The sequence below is a fragment of the Arthrobacter crystallopoietes BAB-32 genome, assembly GCF_000328305.2.
Lineage (GTDB): Bacteria > Actinomycetota > Actinomycetes > Actinomycetales > Micrococcaceae > Crystallibacter > Crystallibacter crystallopoietes_A.
In genome coordinates this window covers 1-1,700 of sequence record NZ_ANPE02000331.1, presented here as the reverse complement: position 1 = coordinate 1,700, position 1,700 = coordinate 1, and the positions used below count along the sequence as shown (strand labels likewise).

At 73.3% G+C, this 1,700-nt stretch carries 2 protein-coding genes; both read right to left on the bottom strand.

The genetic code is table 11. From position 1 onward, the window contains the following. Positions 1-457, bottom strand: a 457-nt coding sequence (locus D477_RS20770; RefSeq protein ID WP_005275508.1) for a bifunctional heptose 7-phosphate kinase/heptose 1-phosphate adenyltransferase, incomplete at its 3' end; no start/stop codon positions are given. After that, positions 454-1,700, bottom strand: a 1,247-nt coding sequence (locus D477_RS20765; protein WP_005275504.1) for an aldehyde dehydrogenase family protein, incomplete at its 5' end; no start/stop codon positions are given. The genes D477_RS20765 and D477_RS20770, both read right to left, overlap by 4 nt.

The window sequence follows — 1,700 nt, the reverse complement described above, 5'->3', positions numbered from 1 at the left end:
GCACCGCGGCGGCCAGCTGGGCCAGCGCGTCGTCCGGCGGCCGCGGGGTGCGCTCGTCCATCCGCAGCATGATCTGGTCCCCGCCGATCACCCGGTATTTGGTGGTGGTCATGACCTCCGGATGCTCCACCAGGCCAGCCGTGTCCACCCCCGCCGCGGCCAGCAGGCCGCGGAGCCGGCTGCCGGCCTCGTCCCGGCCCGCCAGTCCCACGATCCGCACGCGGGCGCCCAGCGCCGCGAGGTTCATGGCGGTGTTGGCGGCACCGCCGGGAGCGTAGTCGCGGTGCGCCAGGTCCACGACGGGTGCCGGCGCCTCGCGGCAGAACCGGTCGATCCGGCCGCTGAACCAGCCGTCCAGCATCACATCGCCGACCACGGTCACCTGCGGTGCAGCGGCGGCAAGCCGCTCGGGCAGCCAGGCCGCCAGCCCGGAAATCCCGGCAAAGGGCGTGTTCATCGGACCACTCCGCCGGGCAGGCTGATGTGCACGACCTTGACCTGCACGAACTCATCGAGCAGTTCCGGACCGTAGCCGAAGCCGTGGCCGCTGTCCCGTCTCGGCTGGGCCGAGCCGCCGGGCGCGCCGCCGAAGACCGCATTGATTTTGACCGTGCCGACATCCAGCGCGGCGACGGCACGGTGGGCGTGCTCCATGTCGGGCGTGAGCACCGTCGCGGCGAGGCCGTAGCGGCCGGCGGCAGCCAGCGCCAGGCCTTCCTCGAAGCTGTCCACCACGCGCACCGGTGCCACCGGGCCGAAGGTTTCCTCCTGCATGATGGCCATGCTCTCGGTGCAGCCGAGCAGCACCGTGGCCGGATAGTACGAGCCGGGCCCCTCGGGCAGGAAGCCGCCCTCGGCTGCGACCGCGCCGCCGGCCAGGGCCTCGCCGACCTGGCGGTGCACTTCCTGGCGCAGCCGGTCATCCACCAGCGGTCCCAGCAGCCGGCCGGTGTTCCGCTGCCGCGCCTGGTCCGCGAGCGCTTCGCAGAAGGCGCCGGACACCGCCCGGTGGACGTAGATCCGCTCCACCGAGGTGCAGATCTGGCCGCTGTTGGCAAAGGCCCCGATCGCCGCCTGTTCCGCAGCCCAGGCCGGATCCACTCCTTCGTCGATGAGCAGCGGATCATTGCCGCCGTTCTCGCGGACCACGTGCGCACCCTTGGCCGCCGCGGCCTGCGCAATCCGGGCTCCGGTGGCGCTGGAGCCGACGTGGGCATAGACGTCGATCCCGGACAGGCCGGTCAGCGCTTCGCCCACCGCCGGGCCGCCGGTCAGCGTGATGAACACGTCCTGCGGCAGCACCGCGGCGAGGATGGCGCCAAGCCGGATGCCCAGCTGGGGGCAGCGCTCACTCGGCTTGTGCAGGACGGTATTGCCGGTGGCCAGCGCCGCGCCGATGAGGCCTGCGGCCACGGCCACCGGATCGTTCCACGGGGTGAGCAGCGCGGCCACGCCCCGCGGCTCGGCCACCGTATAGTCGGCGGCGAGGTGCCCGCCACGGAGGCTGTGTCCGCGGTGCACCGGTCCCAGCTCGGCGTACTGGCGCAGCGTCGAGGCTCCGGCCAGCACTCCTTCCAGCGCCTGGTCCTCGGGACGGCCGGTCTCGCGGGCGTTCAGGGCGGCCAGTTCGGCGGCGTTGGCCTGCAGCGCATTGGCGGCCGCATGCAGGCAGGCGCCGCGTTCGGCCGCGTCCAGTTGCG